The organism is Kitasatospora aureofaciens (assembly GCF_001188955.3).
Lineage (GTDB): Bacteria > Actinomycetota > Actinomycetes > Streptomycetales > Streptomycetaceae > Kitasatospora > Kitasatospora aureofaciens.
Window position 1 is genome coordinate 72761 of sequence record NZ_JPRF03000032.1, and the last position, 17031, is coordinate 89791.

The window sequence follows — 17031 nt, forward strand, 5'->3', positions numbered from 1 at the left end:
TGCCGAAAGACGACGACGGGAGAGCCGATGCTGTCTGCATCCATGCACTCCGCCAACGAGCCTCAGGCCGGCGCCGCCCGCCAGCCGTACGCGCTCGTGCCGGATGCGCGACCTGCTGCTCAGGGCCTGTACGACCCGCGAAACGAGCACGACGCCTGTGGCGTCGGTTTCGTCGCCACGCTGACCGGCATCGCCGACCACACGATCGTCGAGCAGGCGCTGAACGTCCTGCGCAACCTGGAGCACCGCGGCGCCACCGGCGCCGAGCCGGACTCCGGTGACGGCGCGGGCATCCTGACCCAGATCCCGGACGCCTTCCTGCGCGGGCAGGTCTCCTTCGAGCTCCCGGCCGCCGGCTCCTACGCCGTCGGCATCGCCTTCCTGCCGGACGAGGACGGCGCCGACGCCGCCGCCGTCGCGCAGATCGAGGCGATCGCCGCGGAGGAGGACCTGACCGTCCTCGGCTGGCGCGACGTGCCGGTCACCCCGGACCTCCTCGGCGCCACCGCGCGCAGCGTGATGCCCCGGTTCCGGCAGCTCTTCCTCGCGTCAGCGCCTGTCGGGCAGAGCCCCGGCGCGGACGGGCGGGCCGGCATCGAGCTCGACCGCATCGCCTTCGTCGTCCGCAAGCGGGCCGAGCGCGAGGCCGGGGTGTACTTCCCGTCGCTGTCCGCCCGCACCATCGTCTACAAGGGCATGCTGACCACCGGCCAGCTGGAGCCCTTCTTCCCCGACCTGTCGGACCGCACCTACGCGTCCGCCCTCGGTCTGGTGCACTCGCGGTTCTCCACCAACACCTTCCCGAGCTGGCCGCTCGCCCACCCGTACCGCTTCGTCGCCCACAACGGCGAGATCAACACGGTCAAGGGCAACCGCAACTGGATGCGCGCCCGGGAGTCCCAGCTCGCGACCGACCTGATCCCGGCCAACAAGAACGGGCGGGGACTGGAGCGGATCTTCCCGATCTGCACCCCGGACCACTCCGACTCGGCCTCCTTCGACGAGGTCCTGGAGCTGCTCCACCTCGGCGGCCGCTCGCTGCCCCACTCGGTGCTGATGATGATCCCGGAGGCGTGGGAGAACCACGCCACCATGGACCCGGCCCGCCGCGCGTTCTACCAGTACCACTCCAACCTGATGGAGCCCTGGGACGGCCCGGCCTGCGTCACCTTCACCGACGGCACCCGGATCGGCGCCGTGCTCGACCGCAACGGCCTGCGCCCGGCCCGCTACTGGGTCACCGAGGACGGCCTGGTCGTGCTCTCCTCCGAGGTCGGCGTCCTGGACATCGACCAGCAGAAGGTCGTCCAGAAGGGCCGCCTGCAGCCCGGCAAGATGTTCCTGGTCTGCCTCAACGAGAAGCGGATCGTCCCGGACGAGGAGATCAAGGCCGACCTGGCCGCCGAGCACCCCTACGAGGAGTGGGTCACCGGCGGGCAGATCCAGCTCGCCAAGCTCCCCGAGCGCGAGCACATCGCCCACACCCACGCCTCCGTCACCCGCCGCCAGCAGACCTTCGGCTACACCGAGGAGGAGCTGCGCGTCATCCTCGCGCCGATGGCCCGCACCGGCGCCGAGGCCCTCGGCTCGATGGGCACCGACTCGCCGATCGCCGCCCTGAGCGAAAAGCCCCGTCTGCTGTTCGACTACTTCGTGCAGCTCTTCGCGCAGGTCACCAACCCGCCGCTGGACGCCATCCGCGAGGAGCTCGTCACCTCGCTGCTGTCCAACCTCGGCCCCGAGGGCAACCTGCTGACCGCCGAGGCCGCCTCCTGCCGCTCGGTCGGCATCACCTTCCCGGTGATCGACAACGACGAGCTGGCCAAGCTCGTCCACATCAACGCCGACGGCGACCAGCCCGGGCTGAAGGCCGTCACGCTGTCCGGCCTCTACAAGGTCGCCAGCGGCGGCGAGGGCCTGGCCGCGCGCCTGGCCGCGATCGCCGCCGAGGCCGACGCCGCGATCGCCGACGGCGCCCGGATCATCGTGCTCTCCGACCGGCACTCCGACGCCGAGCACGCCCCGATCCCCTCGCTGCTGCTCACCTCCGCCATCCACCACCACCTGATCCGCACCAAGCAGCGCACCCAGGTGTCGCTGCTGGTCGAGGCCGGCGACGTCCGCGAGGTGCACCACGTCGCGCTGCTGATCGGCTTCGGCGCCGGCGCGGTCAACCCGTACCTGGCGATGGAGTCCGTCGAGGACCTCGTCGCGCAGGGCACGTTCATGAATGAGGGGGGCATCGAGGGCGTCGAGGCCGAGAAGGCGATCAAGAACCTGATCAAGGCGCTCGGCAAGGGCGTGCTCAAGGTGATGTCCAAGATGGGCATCTCCACCGTCGCCTCCTACCGCGGCGCCCAGGTCTTCGAGGCCATCGGCCTCTCCCAGGAGCTGGTCGACGGCTACTTCGCCGGCACCACCACCAAGCTCGGCGGCATCGGCCTGGAGGAGATCGCCCGCGAGACCGCCGCCCGGCACGCCAAGGCGTACCCGGCCTCCGGCATCCCGGCCGCCCACCGCGCCCTGGAGATCGGCGGGGAGTACCAGTGGCGCCGCGAGGGCGAGCCGCACCTGTTCGACCCGGACACCGTCTTCCGGCTCCAGCACTCCACCCGCAACCGCCGGTACGACATCTTCAAGCAGTACACGGACCGGGTGAACGAGCAGTCCGAGCGCCTGATGACGCTGCGCGGCCTGTTCCAGCTGGACGGCCTCGGCCGCGAGCCGATCCCGGTCGAGGAGGTCGAGCCGGTCTCCGAGATCGTCAAGCGCTTCTCCACCGGCGCCATGTCCTACGGCTCGATCTCCCGCGAGGCCCACGAGACCCTCGCCATCGCGATGAACCGCCTCGGCGGCAAGTCCAACACCGGTGAGGGCGGCGAGGACCCGGACCGCCTGTACGACCCCGAGCGCCGCTCGGCGATCAAGCAGGTCGCCTCCGGCCGGTTCGGCGTCACCTCCGAGTACCTGGTCAACGCCGACGACATCCAGATCAAGATGGCCCAGGGCGCCAAGCCCGGCGAGGGCGGCCAGCTGCCCGGCCACAAGGTGTACCCGTGGGTCGCCCGGACCAGGCACTCCACCCCGGGTGTCGGCCTGATCTCCCCGCCGCCGCACCACGACATCTACTCGATCGAGGACCTGGCCCAGCTGATCCACGACCTCAAGAACGCCAACCCGGCCGCCCGCATCCACGTGAAGCTGGTGTCCGAGGTCGGCGTCGGGACGGTCGCGGCCGGCGTGTCCAAGGCACACGCCGACGTCGTCCTCGTCTCCGGGCACGACGGCGGCACCGGCGCCTCGCCGCTCACCTCGCTCAAGCACGCGGGCGGCCCCTGGGAGCTCGGCCTCGCCGAGACCCAGCAGACCCTGCTGCTCAACGGGTTGCGCGACCGCATCGTGGTCCAGACCGACGGCCAGCTGAAGACCGGCCGTGACGTCGTCATCGCCGCGCTGCTCGGCGCCGAGGAGTTCGGCTTCGCCACCGCCCCGCTGGTCGTCTCCGGCTGCATCATGATGCGCGTCTGCCACCTGGACACCTGCCCGGTCGGCGTCGCCACCCAGAACCCGGTGCTGCGCGAGCGCTTCTCCGGCAAGCCCGAATTCGTCGTCAACTTCTTCGAGTTCATCGCCGAGGAGGTCCGGGAGATCCTGGCCTCGCTGGGCTTCCGCTCGATCGAGGAGGCCGTCGGCCACGCCGAGCACATCGACGCCCGGGCCGCCATCGACCACTGGAAGGCCGCCGGGCTCGACCTGGCCCCGCTGTTCCACGTGCCCGAACTGCCCGAGGGCGCAGCCCGCCACCGCACCACCGACCAGGACCACGCCCTGGACAAGGCCCTCGACAACCAGCTGATCGAGCTGGCCCAGGACGCCCTGGAGCGCGGCGAGTCGGTCCGGCTGGAGCTGCCGATCCGCAACGTCAACCGCACCGTCGGCACCATGCTCGGCCACGAGGTCACCAAGCGGTACCGCGGCGAGGGCCTGCCGGAGGGGACGATCGACGTCACCTTCACCGGCTCGGCCGGGCAGTCCTTCGGCGCCTTCCTGCCCAAGGGGATCACCCTGCGCCTCGAGGGCGACGCCAACGACTACGTCGGCAAGGGACTCTCCGGCGGCGTGGTCGTGGTGCGCCCGGCGCGCGAGGCCGCGGCCATCGGCAACGACGCCCAGAACCACGTGATCGCCGGAAACACCATCGGCTACGGCGCCACCTCCGGCCGGATCCACCTGCGCGGCAAGGCCGGTGAGCGCTTCGCCGTCCGCAACTCCGGCGCGACGCTGGTCGTCGAGGGCGTCGGCGACCACGCCCTGGAGTACATGACCGGCGGCCGGGTCGTCATCCTCGGCGAGACCGGACGCAACCTCGCGGCCGGCATGTCCGGCGGCATCGCGTACGTCCTGGACCTGCGCCCCGCCAACGTCAACGACGGCATGGTGGGCATCGAGGCCCCCACCGCCGCCGACCGCGACTGGCTGCGCGAGACCGTGCAGCAGCACTACGAGGAGACCGGCTCCACCGTCGCCGCCGAACTCCTGGCCGACTGGGGCAGCGGGGTCTCCCGCTTCTCCAAGATCATGCCGACCGACTACAAGGCAGTGCTCGCCGCCAAGGACGCCGCTGAGCGCGATGGCCTCTCCGAGGCCGAGACCACTCGCAAGATGATGGAGGCGGCACATGGCTGACCCCAAGGGCTTCCTGACCACGCCCAAGCAGCTGGCCGAGCGCCGGCCCGTGGACGTTCGCATCCGGGACTGGAACGAGGTCTACGTCGAGCGCAGCCTCCTGCCGATCATCAGCAAGCAGGCCGGCCGCTGCATGGACTGCGGCATCCCGTTCTGCCACAACGGCTGCCCGCTCGGGAACCTCATCCCCGAGTGGAACGACCTCGCCTACCGCGACGACTTCACCGGCGCCATCGAGCGGCTGCACGCCACCAACAACTTCCCGGAGTTCACCGGGCGGCTGTGCCCGGCGCCCTGCGAGTCGGCCTGCGTGCTCGGCATCAACCAGGACGCGGTGACCATCAAGAACGTCGAGGTCACCATCATCGACAAGGCCTGGGACCGCGGCGGGGTCACCCCGCAGATCCCCGAGCGGCTCTCCGGCAAGACCGTCGCCGTCGTCGGGTCCGGCCCGGCCGGCCTGGCCGCCGCCCAGCAGCTCACCCGGGCCGGCCACACCGTGGTGGTGTACGAGCGCGCCGACCGCATCGGCGGACTGCTGCGCTACGGCATCCCCGAGTTCAAGATGGAGAAGCGCCACATCAACCGCCGCATCGAGCAGATGCGCGCGGAGGGCACCCGGTTCCGCACCGGAGTGCACGTCGGCGAGGACATCACCGGGCAGCAGCTGCGCGAGCGTTTCGACGCCGTCGTGGTCGCCGCCGGCGCCACCACCGCCCGTGACCTGCCGGTGCCCGGGCGCGAGCTCAAGGGCGTCCACCAGGCCATGGAGTACCTGCCGCTGGCCAACAAGGTGCAGGAGGGCGACCTCGTCGACTCGCCCATCAGCGCCAAGGGCAAGCACGTCGTCGTGATCGGCGGCGGCGACACCGGCGCGGACTGCGTCGGTACCGCCCACCGCCAGGGCGCCCTGTCGGTCACCCAGCTGGAGATCATGCCCCGCCCCGGCGAGGAGCGCCCCGGGCACCAGCCGTGGCCCACCATGCCGATGACCTACAAGGTCACCTCCGCGCACGAGGAGGGCGGCGAGCGGGTCTACTCCGTCAACACCACCCACCTCACCGGCGACGAGGACGGCAACGTCCAGGAACTGCACCTCGTCGAGGTCGAGTTCAAGGACGGCCGGTTCGAGCCCGTCCCGGGCACCGAGCGGACCATCCCCGCCCAGCTGGTCACCCTGGCCATGGGCTTCACCGGGACGGACGTCAGGAACGGCCTGGTCGAGCAGCTGGGAGTGGACCTCGACGCGCGCGGTAACATTGCCCGCGACGGCCGGTTCGCCACCAATGTCGATGGCGTGTACGTCTGCGGAGACGCCGGCCGAGGCCAGTCGCTGATCGTCTGGGCCATCGCGGAAGGCCGTTCGGCCGCCGCCGCGGTGGACAGGTACCTGGGCGGCAAGACCCCGCTTCCCGCCCCGATCCGGCCCACGGACCGCCCGCTGGTGGTCTGACGGGCCCTGACGGTCCGACCGGCCCCACCCCGAACCCCCGGCGCCGCATCGCCGGGAGCTCAACCCGCTGCCCCCGCCAGCGTCGCCGGGCCAACGCGGTCTCCTGGCGCCTGCCCTCTTCCCCGACCAGTTGGAGGGCGGGCGCCGTCGCGTTTCCGCCGAGTGTTCGCGCGGGCTTCGCGGGCCCTTCGGGCGGCGTTCCCAGGCGCTTCTCACCTGCGCTCTCACCCGCCTCTTACCGGCGCTCCCACCTGCGTCTTCACCACCGGGCCGCCAACCGCCTCACAGCTTCCTCCCAGGCTTCGCACAGCCGCCGGAACGCGCACCGGGACGGACTGTTGTTCGTCGGTGCCAGGTGGCAGACTGCCGCCGACGGCCGGGGGGCTGCGCGAGTGCGGAGGTTGACTTCTCATGGGCACGACTCAGGCAGGCGGAGGCGCCACCGTAAGGCGCCTGCTGCTCGGCAGCCAGCTGCGCAAGCTCCGCGAGTCCAGAGGCGTCAGCCGCGAGGAGGCCGGGTACTCGATCCGTGCCTCCGAGTCCAAGATCAGCCGGATGGAACTCGGCCGGGTCGGCTTCAAGGAACGCGACGTCGCCGACCTTCTCACCCTCTACGGCGTCGACGCCGAACAGGAACGGGCCAACGTGCTCGGACTCGTCCGCGAGGCCAACGCCACCTCCTGGTGGCACGACTACGGCGACGTGCTGCCCGCCTGGTTCCAGAACTACCTCGGACTGGAGGAGGCCGCCGCCGAGATCCTCAGCTACGAGGTCCAGTTCGTCCACGGGCTGCTGCAGACCGCCGACTACGCCCGCGCCGTCATCGCGGCCGGCTGCCACGGCCTCCAGGACGAGGAGATCGAACGCCGCGTCGAGGTCCGCCGCAAGCGCCAGGACCTGCTCACCGCCGAACACCCGCCCGAGCTGCTCGCCGTCCTCGACGAGGCCGCGCTGCGCCGCCCCTGGGGCGGACCGGAGCTGATGCGCGGCCAGCTCGACCGGCTGCTCGAACTCGCCGAACTGCCCAACGTGCGGCTGCAGGTGCGCCCGCTCGGCGGCGCGGCGCTGGGCGCCGAGAGCGGCGCGTTCAGCGTGCTGGGCTTCAGTGAGGCCGAACTCGCCGACGTGGTCTACCTGGAGCAGTTCACCACCGCGCTGTACGTGGACAAGCCCGCCGAGGTCGCCTCCTACCGGCAGGCGATGGACGGGCTGCTCGCCGAGAGCCTCGAACCCGGACCGACCCGCGATCTTCTGCGCTCCGTACGCCAAGAGCTTTGACACGTCAGTACGATGAGCTCCCATCAGGTCGGGCACGAGAGGGATCAGATGTCGTACTTCTCCGAGTTGGCGCTGCAGTACATCGACGGCGAATGGTGCGGCGGCAGCGGCTCCTGGGACATCGTCGACGTCGACCCGTACACCGGTGACAAGCTGGCCACCATCACCGTGGCCACCGTCGCCGAGGTCGACCGGGCCTACCGTGCCGCCGAGCGCGCCCAGCGCGGCTGGGCCGCCACCAACCCGTACCAGCGCCGGCTGGTCTTCGAGCGCGCGCTGCGGCTGGTCGAGGAGCGCCAGGACGAGATCGCCCGGGCGATCACGGCCGAGCTCGGCGGCACCGCGCTCAAGGCCGGCTTCGAGCTGTCCCTGGTCAAGGACATGCTGCGGGAGTGCCTGCACCTGTCGGTGGCCTCCGAGGGGCGGCTGCTGCCCTCCACCGCGCCCGGCAAGGAGAACCGCCTGCACCGGCTGCCGGTCGGCGTGGTCGGCGTGATCAGCCCGTTCAACTTCCCGCTGTTCCTGGCCCTCAAGGCCGTCGCCCCGGCGCTCGCGCTCGGCAACGGCGTCGTGCTCAAGCCGCACCAGGAGACCCCGGTCGTCGGCGGCAGCCTGATCGCCAAGCTCTTCGAGGACGCCGGACTGCCGCCCGGCCTGCTGAACGTGGTCATCACCGACATCGCGGAGATCGGGGACAGCTTCCTGGAGCACCCGGTGCCCAAGGTGATCTCCTTCACCGGCTCCGACCAGGTCGGCCGACACGTCGCCACCGTCGCCGCCGCCCACTTCAAGCGGACGGTGCTGGAACTCGGCGGAAACAGTGCGCTGATCGTGCTGGACGACGCCGACCTCGACTACGCCGTGGACGCGGCCGTGTTCAGCCGCTTCGTCCACCAGGGCCAGGTCTGCATGGCCGCCAACCGGGTGCTGGTCGACCGCAGCGTGCTCGCCGAGTTCACCGAGAAGTTCGTCGCCAAGACCGCCTCGCTGACCGTCGGCGACCCGAAGGACCCGGCCACCCACATCGGCCCGCTGATCAACTCCGTCCAGGCCGACGCGATCAACGCCCAGGTCGACCAGGCGATCGCGGCCGGCGCCACCGCGCTGCTGCGCGGCGACACGACCGGCAGCCTCATGGCGCCCACCGTGCTCACCGACCTGGCCGAGGACGCGCCCATCCTGCAGCGCGAACTCTTCGGCCCGGTGGCCCTCCTGGTGCCCTTCGACGGCGAGGACGAGGCCGTCCGGATCGCCAACGACACGCCCTTCGGACTCAGCGGCGCGGTGCACACCGCGGACGCCGAGCGCGGGGTCCGGATCGCCCAGCGGATCGAGACCGGCATGATCCACGTCAACGGCGGGACGATCGCGGACGAGCCCGGTGTGCCGTTCGGCGGGGAGAAGCACTCCGGGGTCGGCCGCCTCAACGGAGAGTCCACCGTGGACGCCTTCACCACGGTGAAGTGGATCTCGGTGCAGCACGGGCGGGCGCCGTTCCCGTTCTAGGGGTTCGACGCTCTGGGGCCCTGACGGCCTCAGGCGGCGCGGGCCTCCCGGCGGAAGCCGCCGGGGGCCTGGCCGAACTCCCGCTTGAACGCCTTCGCGAAGGCGTACTCCGAGCCGTACCCGGTCTGCGCGGCCACCGCCGTCAGCGGCGCCTCCGACTCGCGCAGCAGCCGGGCGGCGGTGGTCATCCGCCAGCGGGTCAGGTACGCCATCGGCGGCTCGCCCACCATCGAGGTGAAGCGGCGGGCGAACGCGGCCCGGGACAGGCCCGCCCGGTCCGCCAGGGACTCCACCGTCCAGGCGGTCGCCGGGGCATCGTGGATGGCGTTCAGGGCGGGCGCCACGGCGCTGTCCCGCAGGGCCGCCGCCCAGCCCGCGGCGGCCGCGGGGGGCTGGTCCTCGAACCAGGCCCGTAGGACGTACAGCAGCAGCGAGTCGATCAGTGCCGGGACGATCCCGCTCGAGCCGATCCGGGGGTTCTCCAGCTCGGTGCCCAACAGCTGTACGGCGGCGGCCAGTTCGGGGTGGCGGCCGTGCCTGGTCGGCAGGTGGATCACGGCCGGCAGCTGGCGGACCATCGGGTGCGGACGGCCCTGGTCCAGGTGGTAGTTGCCGCACAGCAGGCTGGTGCGGGCGCCGTCGCCGCCGATCGTCAGGGTGCCGATCGGCGAGCCGTGGTCGATCCGGCAGGCCTCGGCGTCCACCGGCGGGGTGTCCGGGGTGTCGGCCAGGACGTGGCCCCGGCCGTCCCGCAGGAAGATGACGTCCCCGGGACTGAGGGGAACGGGCCCGCCGCCGGCGGCCGGGTCGGCGGGGACCAGCCAGCAGGTGCCGTACAGCACCACGTGGAAGCCCGCCCCGGCCACCGGGGGCAGCCGGAGGGCCCACGGCGCGCGGCCCTCGGTGCGCACCGACGCGGGGTGCGCCGTGCGCATCGAGGCCAGCGCCTCGGTCAGGATGTCCATCGTCGGCCCCCGGGGTTCTCGTCGCTCGACGGTCAGTCCGTGGTGAGGACGACCTTGCCCTGGACGGTACCGGAGGCGACCAGCTCGTGGGCCCGGCCGGCCTCGGCGAGCGGGAACACCGCGGCGACGTGCGGGCGGATCCGGCCCTCGTCGACCAGGGCGGCGATCGCCTCCAGGCCGGCGTAGTCGGGTTCCACCGAGACGCCCGCGAAGCGCCGCCCGGCGGTCTCGATCTCGGCGGCCAGCTCCTGGTTCCAGTGCTCCATGATGCTGACCAGGGTGCCGCCCGGCTTGAGCACCTCGAGGGCGCGGGTGCCCTCGGAGGAGGAGTCGAAGACGACGTCGACGTCCTGGACCGCCTCGGTGTAGTCGGTGGTCCGGTAGTCGAGCACCTCGTCGGCGCCGATCTCCTTGAGGAAGGTGTGCTTGGGCTCGCTGGCGAGGGCGATCACGTACGCGCCGCGGGCCTTGGCGATCTGCACCGCGAGGTGGCCGACGCCGCCGGCCGCACGGTGGACCAGCACCCGGTCGCCCTCGCCGACCTTCGCCAGGTCCACCAGGCCCTGCCAGGCGGTCAGCGCGGCCAGCGGCAGCGCGGCGGCCTCGGTGTGGTCCAGCGAAGCGGGCTTGCGGGCCAGTTGGCGGGACGGCGCGGCCACGTACTCGGCGTAGGCGCCGGCCGCGCGGGGGAAGAACGGCATCCCGTACACCTCCTCGCCCACCCGGTAGCGGGCGCCCGGGCCGGCCTCCTCGACCACCCCGGAGACGTCCCAGCCCACCGTGAACGGAGGCTCGCCCAGCAGCGGGAACGCCCCCGCCCGCACCGCCACGTCCACCGGGTTCACCCCGGCGGCCTTCACCCGCACCAGCACCTCGCCGCTCAACGGCTTCGGGCGCTCCACCTCGGCCACCTTCATGACCTCGGGGCCGCCGAACTCCTGCTGCACGATCGCGCGCATCGAACTCTCCCTCATCCGGTTCAACACCGGCCCCCGTGGGGCCGTTCTCGACGTGCTCAACAGTAGGGAGGCCGGAAGAGCGGATGAATATCCTTCAGTCTCGGCTGGATGTTCGATCGTCTCGTGGGGAGAGTGGTTCAGGCCGAGTAGCGGACGAGGCGGTCGGTAACGAGCTCGAAGTCGAAGGGGGCCGGGACCGGCACGCGGTCGCCGAACTTGCCGTGCCACTGCTGGTGGTAGCCGCCAGCGGAGGGCTCGGAGTAGAGCGTGATGTCGCCCTCGCGCGGGTCGATCAGGAGATAGAGCGGGATGCCCATCAGTGGGTAGTCGCGCACCTTGCCGACCAGGTCGTTCTCCGGGTTCGACGGCGAGACGATCTCGACCGCGATGAGCGCTTGTTCGGCCGGGATCTGGTTGCCGCTCGATTCCAGGGGGATGTAAGTGAGGTCGGGGTTGCGCAGCTTTCCCACGTTGGGGGAGGCGAGGTCGGAGTTCTCGCTCGGCATCATGTCGGACGGGCGGTGTGCGTCGAACTGCTCGCGGATCTGCAGGAGGTTGCGCTGAGGGATCGCGGACGGTCCGGCCATCATGATGATCTCGTCGCCGGAGATCTCGAGCTTCCATCCGGCCGGGGGCGTCAGGCTCTGCGCGTACTCGAGCAGTTGGGCGTGGCGGTCGGGAATCTGGAACTCGCTCATGGCTCCATTCTTCCACCGGGAGAGGCACGAAGGCCGTCCGCGCGGGGGCGGACGGCCTTCGTGGAAAGCTGCGACTAGAACACCGGCTGGCCGGCGCGGACGAGGCGCCAGGAGTCGGTGAAGAAGTCGGCGGGGTCGATGACGCCCTTGGCCTTGACCCAGGCGATCATGGTGTTGCGGATCTCGTCGGAGTTCGACCAGACCGCCTTGGCGGTGGCGACGTGCGGGAAGTTGCCGCCGCCGTTGGCGCGGTAGTTGTTGACTGCGAGGACGAACTGGGCGTTCGGGTCGATCGGCTTGCCCTGGAAGCTGAGGTTGACGATCCGGCTGCCCTTGGGCTGGGCGATGTCGATGTCGTAGCTCAGGCCGTAGAGCGAGTCGTAGTTGTAGTCCGGGGTGTCCTCGGCGTTGGTCAGGGTGTCCTTGTTGACCGGGGCGCCCGCGGCGAGCTGGTTGTAGTACTTAGCCGAGAACTCCAGGTAGTCCTTGAGCTGGGCGCCCGTCAGGATGCGGGCCTCCAGGGTGTTCTCGTAGATGTACAGGCCGGCCGCGTCGCGCAGCTTGACCTGGCCGGACGGGATCAGCGCGGTGCGGTTGAACGGGGCGGCCTGGGCCAGGACCGGGAGGTTGGCGTACTGCCCGCCCGCCAGCGCGGCCTTGACGGCGTCGGCCTGGACCTTGCCGATCAGGTCGATGATCGGGGTGGCCTTGAACCGGGCGTCGGCGATGGACAGCTCGATCTTGCTGGTGCCGATGTTCTGGTTGACGTACGCCACGACCTTCTTGTGCTGGCCGAGGATGGCGTTGCTGATCTCCGGGTTCTCCGGCACGGTGTTGGAGTTCAGCACCCGGGAGGAGACCGAGGCGACCTTCCAGTGGCCGTCGGCGAACTCGACCTCGAAGTCGAAGCAGCTCAGGCGCTGGCCCCAGCACAGCGGCTCGGAGAGCACGACCGTCTTGCCGGTCTTCTTGTTGACGATGAGGCGCTGGGCGACCTCCTTGTGGGTGTGGCCCACCAGTACCGCGTCGATGTCCGGGACGGTCGCGGCCATCTCGCCGGAGGCGTCCTCGGGCCAGGGGAGCTGGTCGCCGTAGGTGGTGGCCTCGTCGATGCCGGAGTGGGCGGAGACCACGATGACGTCCGCGCCGGCGGCCTTCATCCGGGGCACGTACTTGGCGGCGGTTTCCACGATGCCCGGGAAGACCATCTTGCCGGCGACGTTGGCCTTGTCCCAGATCGCGATGCCCGGGTTGGTGAGGCCGAGGATGCCGACCTTGATCGGGGTGTCCTCGTCCAGCCACACCTCCTTGATCACGTACGGCTTGAAGGCGGGCTTCTCGTTCTTCGCGTGCAGCGCGTTGGCGCCCAGCAGCGGGAACTCCAGCTGGTCCTCGAAGGCCTTCACGGTGGGGATGCCGTAGTTGAACTCGTGGTTGCCGAGCGCGGCGGCGTCGTAGCCCATGAGGTTCATGGCGACGGCCATCGGGTGGTCCGGCACGTTGTCGCCGTCGGTGGCGATCGGCTCGATCCGGGCGTAGTAGTAGGTCAGCTGGGTGCCCTGGATGATGTCGCCCGAGTCGATCAGCAGGCAGCGGTCCCAGCCCTTGTCCTCGCGGACCTGGTTGGCCAGGGTGGAGATCTTGGCGAGGCCGACCGCGTTGTGGGCCTTGTCGACGTACTCGGCGTCGGTGAAGTAGTCCCAGTTGAGCACCCGGCCGTGGAGGTCGGTGGTGCCCATGACGGTGAAGGCCTGGCGGCGCGGCTTGCGCTTGTTGCCCTTGGCGGCCGCCGTGTCCGGCTCGGCGGCCGCGGCGGCGGGGGCGGCGGCGACGACGGCTCCGCCGGTCAGGGCGGCGCCGGCGGCGGTGGCGGCGGACCGGGTGACGAAGTCACGGCGGTTCAGGGGCATGGACGACTCTCCCGAGTGGGAACGACGGCCGATGGGCCGTCAACTTGTGGACGTACGAAGTGCGTGGCGCGTCCGCTACTGCGGTGACGCGCGTAGAGGGACGCGCGTAGAAGTGTGCCGTGCGGGCCGGGCCGCTGGATAGCCCCCGGACGTTTCCAACAGGTGAGATCTTGGCGACTCGTTCGTGACCGGCATGGGCGGGGGAGGAGGTGGTACGGACCGGGACGGTCGGCTTCCGGCCGGTCGGGCGCCTTTCCGGAAAGCTGCTCAGCCGAGCTCGGCCGCCAGCTGCTTCACCTCCCGGCCCAGCTCCGCCGCAGGGTCCGGCGTGTCCGGGCCCGCCCACGGCAGCCAGGTCCGGGCCCGCAGATAGCCGTCCACCGCCACCGGCAGCCGGTGCCGGACGATCCGGTCGGCCGCCGGACCGGGCCCGGTCTCGCGCAGCGCCGCCAGCAGCGCGTCCACCCCGGCCGAGGCGGGCAGCGGGACGGTGTCCAGGTAGACGGTGAGCGCCTCCAGTTCGGGGTCGGGCGGGGGCTCGGCCGTCTCGCGTGGCGCTGACACAGACACAGACACAGACACAGACACAGGCGCAGGCGTCGGGGCCGGCGGCGGTGCGGGCTGCGGGGGCGTGGGCTTCGGGCCGGGCGTCAGCAGCGCCCCGGCCCCGTACAACCCCGCCACCACCCCCGGCCACCATGCCCCGCCAAGCCCGGCGAAGTGCAGCCCCAGCCCGAGGGCGCCACCCCCGCAGCCGACCAGGTTCCTGGTCGACTCCAGGTACCGCAGCGCCCTCCGGCCGTACCCGTCACTGGTAGCCACGGATCTCCTCGAACACCCCGTCCAGCGAACCGCCGCCGTCGAACAGCTTGCCGCCGCTCACGTCCGCGATCCCCTGCAACTGGCCCACCGCCGCCTCACCGAACTTGATCGGGAACACCGGGATCGCCTTCTCGGCGGGCGACAGCGCATCGTGGAAGCTCCTGAAGTCGCCGTCCGTGGCACCCTCGTTGCTCTCCCCGTCCGTCATCAGCACGATCGAGGTGAAACGGTCGTCGTTCGCCGCCTTCTGCTGGCCCTCGATCACCCGGTACGCCTGCTCCAGCGAGTCGTACAGCGCCGTACCGCCCTCGGCCCGCAGCGACTGGACGTCGGCGTTGATCGACGCCAGCTCCGCCTCCGGACCGGGCGTCCCGCCGGAGGGCGGCACCACGTGGGTCTTCGTCCACTTCACCTGCGAGGCGAAGGAGATCAGCGTCACCTCCTCGCGGTCCCGGAACCGCCGCACCCCGCGGGTGTCGTCCGTGCCCGTCAGCCGGCCCAGCGCCGTCTTCAGAGAGCTCAGCCGCGCACCCTCCATCGAACCCGAGGTGTCCAGCACGTACACCGTCCTCGACGGGCGGCGCAGCTCGTTCTGGTACGAGCCCAGCAGGCCGTCCGCCACCGCCCGCGTCCCCGGGAACGGCAGCTCGCGGCGGCGGTCGGTCGGCAGCCCCGCCGCCGGGGCCGCGCCCGCCGTCACCGGGCGGCGCAGCGTCAGCTCCGAGATGCGCTGTTGCACGTCCTGCTTCAACAGGTAGGCGGCCAGCCGCTGGAAGGACTCCCGCTCGCCCGGCCCCGAGGAGGACAGCAGCGACAGCGGGTAGTCCGCCGAGACCACGCCGTCCACCGGGCGCACCACCGTCAGCCGCTGCTCCGGCGGCAGGGTCCTGTTCATCGACAGCAGCACCGACTCGTAGTTCACCAGCGCCCCCACCCTGCCCGGCTCGGCCCGGGTGTACGCCTGCGCCAGCCAGCCCGAGGAACCGGAGGTGAGCTTCTGGCCGGTGAAGAACTGCTTCAGCTGCGGCGTCGCCTTCTGCACGTCCGCCTCGCTCAGCGCCGCCCCCGCGCCCGAGAACGCCGAGGCCACCGCCACCAGGGTGGAGAAACCGGAGTTGGAACGCGACGGGTCGGACATCCCGTACGACAGCTTCCCCGCGGCGGCCGCGTCGCCGATCTGCGCCCAGGTGACCTTCGAGCCGTCGCCCCAGCCGAGGTCGGCGAGCACCGAGGAGCGCACCCCGACCGCCACCGGGGAGACCATCACCGGGGTCTCCGACAGCACCTTGGACCTGCCGGTCGGATCCAGGCGCAGATACTGGTTGGACGGGAACCAGACCGCGTCGTACTTGCCGTCCGCCCGGCCCGAGGACACCGTGTCCGCGCCGTCCAGCGTGCCGGTGAAGGCCAGCTGCACCGTCACCCCGGTCGCCTTGCGGGCATCGTCCAGGACCGGCTGGAGGTCCTGGAGCTCACTGCCGGCCAGGACGCGCAGCACCCCGGGGCGCGCGGTCTCCGCGAGCGAGCCGGTCGGGTTCGGCTGCGGTGCCGGGGCGGGGGAGGAGGTGCAGGCGGTCGCCGCGGCGAGCACCGCCGCCAGCGCGGCGATCAGCCAACTGCGGCTCTTGATCGGGTGGTTCACTTCGGGCTCCCCTTGGCCGCCGCGGTCAGTTTGAGCAGGTTGTCCAGGGACGGCACGGGCGACTGCTTCACCCTCGCCGCGTTCAGGTCCTGGGCGAAGGCCGGCTGCCTGCTGCCCTTCACCAGTTCGGCGAAGGCGCCCGGACGCGCCTGCGGGCGGAAGCCGAACCGGGCCTCCAGGGTGCGCAGCGCGTCGTCGTCCTGGAGCAGGGCGGCCAGCTTCCTGCCGTTCTCCGTGCGGGCGATGATGGTGTGGTCGGAGTAGACCGTGGTGTCCGGGTACATCACCACCGTGTCGCCGGCCGACTGGCCCTGGGCCGTCAGCGAGGCGACCTGGGACTCGTACCCGAACAACAACGGATTGCCGACCCCCGCCTGGAAGTCCCGGAACGGCTCGTCGCTGCTGCTCTTCTGGCCGCCCTGCATCGCCGTCGCCTGGTGCAGCACCGGCCGGGCGGCCTCCACCCCCGCGTCGTCGGACACCACCTGGTGGTTGTTGAGGACGTACGACAGCAGCGCGACGTACAGCGCGCCGGAGGACGAACTCTCCGGATCGGTGGTGGTGACGTAGATCGGCCCGGCCAGATCACCGTGGCCCTCCGCGTTCGTCAGATCCTGCCACCTGCGGTTCGCCCTGAGGACGTTGACGTACTCGTCCATCCTGAACGTCCAGACGCCCGAATCGGCGTCCTGCGCCGCCAGCTTGTTGTCCTTGAGGACCTGCGCGACCGGCGCGTGCGCCACCACCACCAGCGGTGAGTAGAACGGCACCAACGGCGAGTCCTGCTGCCCCCAGTTGCGCTGGATCTCGCGGGCCGGTGCGGTGCTCGCGGGGAACGCGAAGTCCAGCCCGGAGTTGCTCTTCGCCTGCTCGCTCATCGTCCAGGAACCGGTCGAGTCGGAGTGGACCTCCAGGCCCTGCTTCGCCAACTCCGCCTTCACCTCAGGACTTTCGAAGAACGCCCGCTTCTCCGAACCGATCAGCCCGGTGACCGTGACCGTCTTCCGCGGGTCCGGGCCGTCGTCCGGGACCAGCGCGTACGTCACCCCGCCCAACAGGGCCAGGGCGGCGACCACCCCCAGAGCGCGTCTCATTCCGAGCGCCTCCCCCTC

At 71.2% G+C, this 17031-nt stretch carries 11 protein-coding genes; 4 read left to right on the forward strand and 7 right to left on the reverse strand.

Features of this window, described 5'->3' with window-relative positions; genetic code table 11:
* The first annotated feature begins 42 nt into the window (after positions 1 to 42).
* The 4 genes from gltB (at position 43) to HS99_RS20855 (ending at position 8923) form a co-directional block, all read left to right on the forward strand.
* Complete coding sequence (gene gltB / locus HS99_RS20840; RefSeq protein ID WP_191093681.1) at positions 43 to 4686, forward strand: glutamate synthase large subunit; 4644 nt, start codon at positions 43 to 45, stop codon at positions 4684 to 4686.
* Positions 4679 to 6139 carry a glutamate synthase subunit beta gene (locus HS99_RS20845; protein ID WP_030281897.1) on the forward strand — a complete coding sequence of 487 codons (1461 nt, stop codon included), beginning with the start codon at positions 4679 to 4681 and terminating at the stop codon, positions 6137 to 6139. Before gltB ends, HS99_RS20845 begins: the two co-directional genes overlap by 8 nt.
* 411 nt (positions 6140 to 6550) lie before the next feature.
* Positions 6551 to 7417, forward strand: a complete 867-nt coding sequence (locus HS99_RS20850) for a Sco1979 family transcriptional regulator (protein ID WP_030281894.1) — start codon at positions 6551 to 6553, stop codon at positions 7415 to 7417.
* A gap of 48 nt (positions 7418 to 7465) precedes the next feature.
* Positions 7466 to 8923 (forward strand): aldehyde dehydrogenase family protein, encoded by a 1458-nt coding sequence (locus HS99_RS20855; RefSeq protein WP_030551218.1) that lies wholly within the window; start codon positions 7466 to 7468, stop codon positions 8921 to 8923.
* A gap of 29 nt (positions 8924 to 8952) precedes the next feature.
* Here the strand turns inward: HS99_RS20855 and HS99_RS20860 are convergent, their stop codons facing one another.
* The 7 genes from HS99_RS20860 to HS99_RS20890 all read right to left on the reverse strand — a co-directional run bounded on the left by HS99_RS20860 (position 8953) and on the right by HS99_RS20890 (position 17013).
* Entirely contained in the window at positions 8953 to 9888 is a 936-nt protein-coding gene (locus tag HS99_RS20860; protein WP_030551216.1) for an AraC family transcriptional regulator, read from the reverse strand.
* A 32-nt stretch (positions 9889 to 9920) separates the two neighbouring features.
* Positions 9921 to 10847 carry an NADP-dependent oxidoreductase gene (locus HS99_RS20865; RefSeq protein WP_030551214.1) on the reverse strand — a complete coding sequence of 309 codons (927 nt, stop codon included), beginning with the start codon at positions 10845 to 10847 and terminating at the stop codon, positions 9921 to 9923.
* A 137-nt stretch (positions 10848 to 10984) separates the two neighbouring features.
* Positions 10985 to 11545, reverse strand: coding sequence for a Uma2 family endonuclease (locus HS99_RS20870; protein WP_030551212.1), 561 nt, complete (start codon positions 11543 to 11545; stop codon positions 10985 to 10987).
* 74 nt (positions 11546 to 11619) lie between these two features.
* A complete protein-coding gene (locus tag HS99_RS20875; protein ID WP_030551210.1) occupies positions 11620 to 13455 on the reverse strand; it encodes a bifunctional metallophosphatase/5'-nucleotidase in 1836 nt (611 codons plus the stop codon).
* 267 nt (positions 13456 to 13722) lie between these two features.
* Positions 13723 to 14019 carry a hypothetical protein gene (locus HS99_RS20880; RefSeq protein WP_030551208.1) on the reverse strand — a complete coding sequence of 99 codons (297 nt, stop codon included), beginning with the start codon at positions 14017 to 14019 and terminating at the stop codon, positions 13723 to 13725.
* Between the two features lie 244 nt (positions 14020 to 14263).
* Positions 14264 to 15919, reverse strand: coding sequence for a vWA domain-containing protein (locus tag HS99_RS20885; RefSeq protein ID WP_223886092.1), 1656 nt, complete (start codon positions 15917 to 15919; stop codon positions 14264 to 14266).
* Positions 15916 to 17013 (reverse strand): substrate-binding domain-containing protein, encoded by a 1098-nt coding sequence (locus HS99_RS20890; RefSeq protein ID WP_030551206.1) that lies wholly within the window; start codon positions 17011 to 17013, stop codon positions 15916 to 15918. Before HS99_RS20890 ends, HS99_RS20885 begins: the two co-directional genes overlap by 4 nt.
* Positions 17014 to 17031 lie beyond the last annotated feature (18 nt).